The organism is Microbacterium sp., assembly GCF_030149085.1.
Taxonomy (GTDB): Bacteria; Actinomycetota; Actinomycetes; order Actinomycetales; family Microbacteriaceae; genus Microbacterium.
In genome coordinates this window covers 1-6,637 of sequence record NZ_JASBSF010000112.1, presented here as the reverse complement: position 1 = coordinate 6,637, position 6,637 = coordinate 1, and the positions used below count along the sequence as shown (strand labels likewise).

Annotated in this window: 8 protein-coding genes; 3 read left to right on the top strand and 5 right to left on the bottom strand. The window is 67.0% G+C overall.

What is annotated here, in order from left to right:
* The coding region (locus Q1V87_RS04680; protein ID WP_300591055.1) for a DEAD/DEAH box helicase at positions 1–2,447 on the bottom strand (2,447 nt) is incomplete at its 3' end.
* A gap of 218 nt (positions 2,448–2,665) precedes the next feature.
* Here Q1V87_RS04680 and Q1V87_RS04675 point away from each other — a divergent pair.
* Positions 2,666–2,959 carry a hypothetical protein gene (locus tag Q1V87_RS04675; RefSeq protein ID WP_300591054.1) on the top strand — a complete coding sequence of 98 codons (294 nt, stop codon included), beginning with the start codon at positions 2,666–2,668 and terminating at the stop codon, positions 2,957–2,959.
* Between the two features lie 27 nt (positions 2,960–2,986).
* Here the strand turns inward: Q1V87_RS04675 and Q1V87_RS04670 are convergent, their stop codons facing one another.
* Complete coding sequence (locus Q1V87_RS04670) at positions 2,987–3,298, bottom strand: hypothetical protein (protein WP_300591053.1); 312 nt, start codon at positions 3,296–3,298, stop codon at positions 2,987–2,989.
* A gap of 204 nt (positions 3,299–3,502) precedes the next feature.
* Between Q1V87_RS04670 and Q1V87_RS04665 the strand changes: the two genes are divergently transcribed.
* Both Q1V87_RS04665 and Q1V87_RS04660 read left to right on the top strand, forming a co-directional pair.
* Positions 3,503–3,757, top strand: coding sequence for a hypothetical protein (locus tag Q1V87_RS04665; RefSeq protein WP_300591052.1), 255 nt, complete (start codon positions 3,503–3,505; stop codon positions 3,755–3,757).
* On the top strand, positions 3,754–4,755 hold the full coding sequence (locus Q1V87_RS04660) for a zeta toxin family protein (RefSeq protein ID WP_300591051.1): 1,002 nt from the start codon (positions 3,754–3,756) through the stop codon (positions 4,753–4,755). The genes Q1V87_RS04665 and Q1V87_RS04660 overlap by 4 nt, the downstream gene beginning before the upstream one ends.
* Positions 4,756–4,802: 47 nt before the next feature.
* On the opposite strand, the gene Q1V87_RS04655 is transcribed toward Q1V87_RS04660, so the two are convergent.
* The 3 genes from Q1V87_RS04655 to Q1V87_RS04645 form a co-directional block, all read right to left on the bottom strand.
* On the bottom strand, positions 4,803–5,021 hold the full coding sequence (locus Q1V87_RS04655; RefSeq protein ID WP_300591050.1) for a hypothetical protein: 219 nt from the start codon (positions 5,019–5,021) through the stop codon (positions 4,803–4,805).
* 281 nt (positions 5,022–5,302) lie between these two features.
* Positions 5,303–5,557: a hypothetical protein gene (locus tag Q1V87_RS04650; protein ID WP_300591049.1), complete on the bottom strand. Its 255-nt coding sequence runs from the start codon at positions 5,555–5,557 to the stop codon at positions 5,303–5,305.
* Positions 5,558–5,580: 23 nt separating this feature from the next.
* On the bottom strand, positions 5,581–6,637 hold a 1,057-nt coding region (locus Q1V87_RS04645; protein WP_300591048.1), incomplete at its 5' end, for a hypothetical protein.

The window sequence follows — 6,637 nt, the reverse complement described above, 5'->3', positions numbered from 1 at the left end:
ATCGCCCATAGCCCTGTCAGATAGTCGCGACTCTGCCTCTGCAGGCGCTCGAACGAATCGACCGACAGCGCTTCGGAATCAATCGCGAGGACACGGCGGAACTCATCGAGGAGGACCGTGGACACCTCAATCCGCTGCTTCGGATCGGCGGAGCGGAGACGGAAGTCAGCCTCCTGCCAGTAGTCCTCCCGACTCGCCAGTTCTTCCACGAGCGGGTAGTCGACCATGACGAGTCCGGTCTGCTCGAGGTTCGGAAGCGTGACTCGCCAGCCGCGCTGCAGATCGGTGATCGCCCGGTACTCCAGAACCCTCTTCAGGGCTGAGCGGCCAGACCGAGTCGCGAGACCCTCAGGGTCGGCGAGGTAGTCCACAGGCTGGAGAGCCAGCGCTTCAACCAGCCTCTCGCCCACGTCGAGAAGCTCAAGGCCGTCATCGCCCGCCCGGTCGACTGCATGGTGGAGCGCACCGCGCAGCTGCGCCACCTGGACGAAGTCATTGAGGTGGCCGGCCTGAAGCGACGCGTCCTGTCGGTTGTCGACGAAGGTCAGGAGCTTTCGCGCCCGTGCGGGAAGCCCGCCTTCAGGGATCTTCCTCAACGAGGTGAGCAGTGAGGTCGCGAGAACAGTCATCGCGCTGCTCCGACCCTCGCGGTCGAGAGTCGCGAGTTTGGTGTACTCGGAGGTGCGCGCAGCTTCATAGGAAACCCCGCACGAGAGGCAGAAGCGGAAGGTGCCGGGGATCCAGGCGGCGAGCGTGTTCTGGGCCTGCTCGTTCGTGCCGAGCGGGGTGACGAGGCCATCCGGTGTCACGTCGACCCGCTCAGGGACGTCGGCGGCCCGAAGCTTGGTGACCCCGGTGCCGGATGCCGTCACCGACAGCCACGAGCCGGGGAGGCGCCCTTCCTCAACCGGGTCGACCGGCCACGGCTGGTCATCGGAGATGTACAGGTAGCCGTCCGCTCGATCCGCGGTGCGGATCTGGTGGCGGGCGTGGGCGACTCCTGCGCCCTTGGGGTCGCCGCGGCGAGCGACCAGGTATTCCTGACCGCACTCACGACAGAACGCCAGCGGGTAGAGCCGACGTTCGGGCGGCCCGGGCATCGTGACCTGGAAGTTCGTCTCAATGGCGCGCGCAGACGGCGACTCCGGGCTGGCGAAGACGTTGCCACCCTTGGAGAGGAACTGGTGCAGCCGGAAGGCGAAGAAGGCACGACCGATGGAGTTCTTGGCGTTCGCTCCAGCGAGGAGCGTGGCGCGGATCGCCGTCGCGGCCAGAGTCTTGTCGGTGCCTGTGAGCGATGCGAGCTTCTCCGCGGCCCTACTCACCGTCGTCGGCTTCTGCCTGACGAGCGTCTGACTCTCAGGCTCGGTGTCGAGTCCGAACTCCTGCTCGATCCAGCCCGCGAGCGGATCGTGCGACAGCTCGTCGGCGGTCAGCTCGACCTTGGGTGCCTCGATCGGTCCGCGCTGCTCGATCAGCGGACGGAGCTGCTCAGCGGAGACCTCATCGCCGCGCCCAGCGCGAACCAGCGTCTCGGTGATCACCGAGTCGGGCTCGACCTCAGTACCGAAGATCTGCGTGGCGACGCGTGCGACTTCTGCGCGCTGCTCCGCCAGCGTGCCACCGCTCGACATCGTTGCCGAGGTACCGACGCACTGAAGGGTCTCGGCCGCCTCACACGCCTCGCGAACGCGGCGGACCAGCATCCCCACGTCCGCGCCCTGGCGCCCGCGATACGTGTGCAGTTCGTCGAGGACGAGGAACTCGAGCCCCTTCGCCGCTTTGATGAGCGAGAGTCGCTCGTCCGGGCGGGTCATGACGAGGTCGAGCATGACGTAGTTGGTGAGCAGGATGTCGGGCGGAGAGGCAAGAATCTCCTGCCGCTCGTCGTGCGATTCCTGTCCCGTGTATCGACGGAACGTCACGGGCGGTTTGCCGTCGAACCCGAACTTGAGGAACTTCTCGAGCTCCACGAGCTGGCTGTTCGCGAGTGCGTTCATCGGGTAGACGATGATCGCCTTCGTCCCCTTGCCCGTGCCCTCGCGGAGCACTCGATCCACGATCGGGACGATATAGGCGAGCGACTTGCCAGAGCCCGTGCCCGTCGTGAGGACATAGCTCTTGCGAGTAGCCGCGGTCTCGATGGCGTCCCGCTGGTGCTTGTGGAAGACGATCGGGGTGCTTTCGCCGGCATCTGCGAGGTCCTTCTTGACCCGGAAGACGCGAGCGGCATCAGGGTGAAGCGTGTGCTCGCGCACCAGTTCGTCCACCGACCCACCCGGCGCGAACGAGGGGTTCAGCGAGAGCCACGGATCCGGCCACTGCCGACCCTCTGCGCTTTGCTGCTCGAGGTACTGGCGGATCTTGGGGTCGGCCGCGCCGACGAAGCCCTCTGTGAATCGGCGGTAATCCTCGATCAGACCGCGATGAACCTTGAACGCATCCAACGCTGGACTCTCCCCACCACTGCTCTGCCCGGCCACAGGCGCTTCCCCTTTTGGAGCCTATCCAACGGCATCGACATCGATCGGCTGGTTCTGACCCAGCGCGTGGCGGATGCGCGCCAATGGCGGCGACCGCGCACAAGTGTCCACGCCGTCGCGGGGCGGAGGTTCATATCCGGCCCGTGGGCGACACCGATGGGTGGGAACAGTATGGTGCGATCATGCCGAGCTACTCCGATTTGACTGATCGTCGCGCCGTTGGCGTCGCCATCGCCGAGTTCGACAAGGTCGGTCGCGAGGCGTTCCTTCACCGGTATGGCTTCGGGAAGGCCCGGGACTACTTCCTTGTGACTGACACCGGCCGCTATGACTCAAAGGCGATCTTCGGCGTCGCATACGGCGTTCAACACGGGAGTCCGCTCGATCCCGCCGAGTTCAGCGGCGGACGGGACGGTGCGGCCGGGCGCCTTGCCGAGCTCGGCTACTCGATTACCGGAATCAATACGCACGGCTGAGCAGCAGACCGAGCCCGCTGTCATCACTCAAGACTCCGGCAGCCCGTGGCGCATCGCTCGACGACCGTGGCCGGTGAGTTCGCCCCAGTCAGCGATCGCCCCACCTCCAGGACCGTGCTGCAGAAGGTAGGCGGCGTGGATGTGCTCGCAAGCGTTTCGGAGCGTGGTCGACCACCCGATATGGTCGCCGCGCAGGAACGCCTTGTAGCGGGCGTCAGCACCACCGTTCACGCGTCGCAGCTCGACGCGTCCGTACTCGTGTCCGAAACCGTCGAGTATCCGCCACGTACCGGTGGGATTCTCGACCGCCGCGAGGATCGGATGCCAGCGCCCGGACATGAAGTCCCCCTTCTCCGGCCGCGACTCGATGCTACGTCCGAGCCGCCGACACTCGACATTGAGGTCGCAAGCGTGCGCGCTTCGGTTCGGTGAGACGCCCACGGCGGGCTCTCGCGCCGACGAGTCAGCGTCGGTCGGCCTTGGATGCCGTCCTCGACCCGAGGTCGTCCTACCCAGGCGGATAGAATCCGGACAGGAGGATCGATGACGGTCGAATCGGCGGCGTGGCGTGCGAACGACGCTGCGAGGTTCGACCTCGCGCGCGAGGCAGTAAGCGACGTCGTCGCGTTGCTGCTCGACCTCGCCCGCGAGGGAGCCCTGGACACCGACGCCTCTCTTGGCGAGGCCAAGCGACTCCGCCGCGACTTGTTCGACGCCGGCTTCGATCGTGCGCGAATCGATCGGCTTCTCACCGATGTCGAGGCCCGAGCTACTGAACTCGAGGGTCTGAGGCAATGACTGACCCAACTCTCACCGATGAGACCGCCCGGCGGATTTTCGACGAGCACATCGTCCCGATTGTCTTTCCCGATCAGCCCGGCGGCGAGCCCCCGGGCATGACCTTCGTCGTTGGTCAGCCGGGCACCGCCGTAACGCGTGTCGCGAGTCGACTCTCCGACGGTCACGCCGCCGTCCTGAGTGCGGTCGAATTGCGCATGTTCCACCCGCGCTACCTCGATCTGTCGCGCGACGGCTCGCCCGAGAGCGGACGCATCCTGCAGGACTCTGCCTCTGGGTGGATGCGGAGTGCGCTCCAGCACGCGAGGACCAACAAGCGATCGCTGCTCCTCGACGGCACGCTCAGCTCAACGGACGCCGCGCTCGCTGCAACGAGCCTGTTCGGCACGAGCGGGTTCACGACCTCGGTCGCGGTGGTCGCGGTGCCACGCTCCGAGAGCTTGCTCGCCTTGGCATCCAAGTATCTGCTGGACACCCGTGAGGGCCGCGCGTCCCCTTTCACGACACTGGCAGACCACGACCGGCTGTATCTCGGCACACGTGCACTGATCGAAGCTCTTGAGACAACGCCCAGCGTTAACCGGCTCACCATCATCGATCGCGACGGAGCTGCGCTGTTCGATGCATCACGACTCGACCCGGGCGGCTTCGCCGGCGCCCTCGCTGCTCTCGATCAGGCACGTGCGACGCCACCATCCGCAGCACGCGCGATGCGATGGCTATCCGAGCTTCGCGCAACAACCGACTACGCGCTTTCGTTCCGGCAGGTTCCCGCACCGCTCGCCGAGGTTCTGGTCCAACTCCATGAGATCGGGCGCCGTGAGGTTTTGCCCGGACTGCACCTCCCCGAGGACTCGCAGGCACGTCCCAATGCTGAAGCCGCGCTCGACAGGCAGCTCCTCGCTATTCGGCAGGCGAGCCAAGTTGAGCGTCGTCCGGAGCACCGACCTGGGCCGTCGGTATCGACGCCCGACGTCGACCGCGGCATCTCGCTCTGACAGGCCTGGACGCAGTCGGCGACAGCCGCGACATTGACTTCCGTCGTTCAGATCACAAGCGAGTACACGACGGGCGAGGCACCGAGCACCGCAGCGGCGGCAAGCGTGACCACAACCAGAACCGCCATCACGGCTGAGACTCGGGCGGCCGCCGAGATCCTGCCGCGTCCGACCGCGACCGCAAGCCCCGGAAGCATGAGTGCGAACGCAACGCTGCAGGTGCACATCACACCCAGCGCCAGCATGATCGCCACCTGATCGTTCATGGGGCCTCCCGCGGGGTCCTTGGCTCCCTCGGGATCAGTGTGACGCCGGCCCCCGACATCGCCGGCCCGTCGAGCTCAGCATCCCGCCCACCTTGATCGGGCCCGACCTCAACCCCATTCGCCACCATCCCTCCGACAATGGCGCATCAAGCGGTCGGGGCCGGCGGAGTACCGGGACCGTGAAGTAGCGGAGCGAGCGCAGCGAGTGAGCATACGTCGCGAAAGCCCGGTACGCAGCCGGCAACGACTGCTACTCTCTCCGGCTTCGGAGGGTTGCTTGACTACTCATCGGCGAGCGCCATGAGATCCGCGATGAAGGTTCGACGATCGGTCGCCTCGTCGGCGATCGCCGCGGTGAAGCGCCGCCGCCACTCCTCACGTCCTTGGGCGTCCAGCAGCCGGAGCGGCTCCATCGCCCACTCGACGTCTTCGTCGACGACGTAGCCGGGCTCCTCGATTCCCTTCTCCGGGTAGTACGTGAACGCAGCCACCGCGACGCGGGCGAGCGCGGCCTCAACGTCTGATCGATCGAGCACGGCGGCTCCCTTCGGCTGGGTGTTCATCGCGATAGTCCTCCAGATGTCGATGGCGGTGTGGCAGTTTGCACTGGTCTGCGTCGTGTCGTCGGCGAACGCCGCGGCTCATGCCGCAGGCGGTCGTTGATCTTGCGGGCGATGGCGTCCATGCGCGCCGCTTCCGCGGCATCCGCCTCTCGCTTGCGACGCGCGGCCGCCTCGCGTTCGGTCTCGCGGCGTCGACTGGTCGTCACGGGTCGGATGGCGTCGGAGTCGGCGTCGATTCCGGATGCGAGGCGAGCGCGGGCGCTGGATCGGTGCCACCGGGCGAGTTCGCGAGCGGATGTCTTCGGCTCGCGGCGGATCGCCCTTACCTCTTCGGGCGTGCGCACCCGCGTGAAGAACTCGTCAGCGGCGGATGCATTCGCAGCACGCTCGCTCGCGGTCACCCGGTGCAGGCGGCGAGGTGGCAACCCCAGTTCGCGGCGCCTCTTCTCTCGCGCACGCCATAGGCGCTGCTTCTCGAGCTGCTTCTCGCGGTTCGCCCAGTAGTACATGCGCCGACGCTCGCGGACCTCGTCCCCGTGCTCGGCGTAGTAGCGCTCCGCGGCGGCGCGCTTGATCTCGGGGTTGTCCCGGTGCTTGGCGCGCAGCTTCGCGTTCTGTTCGTCCTTGTGCGAATCGCGCCAGCGCTTGTTGCGCTGCTTCTTCGCTTCGCGGTAGCCCTCGGGGTCGGCCGCGCGCTGAGCCCGGCGACGCTCGCGCTGGTAGTCGCGATGGGTCTCGGGATCGGCTGCGTAGCGCTCGCGTCCCTTCACACGCCGACGTTCGGCCGCGGCCGCGGTCCTGCGGGCCTTCGCTGCTCGAGCGCGCTCGCGCTCGCGGTTCTCCTTGCGGATCCGCTCGAGGTGATTCGCCCGGAACCGGTCGCGGTACTCCTTGATCTTCTCGGGATGCTCCGACTTCCACCGCCGGTTGCGCTCGCGAACCTCGTCTACGTGCGTCTCGCGATAGTGGCGGCGGCGCTCGCGCTCGCGCTCCCGGCGCTCCTCGTCGGTGAGGCGACGCGCGCCGCCGGCATCCGCTGGGTTGTCCACCACG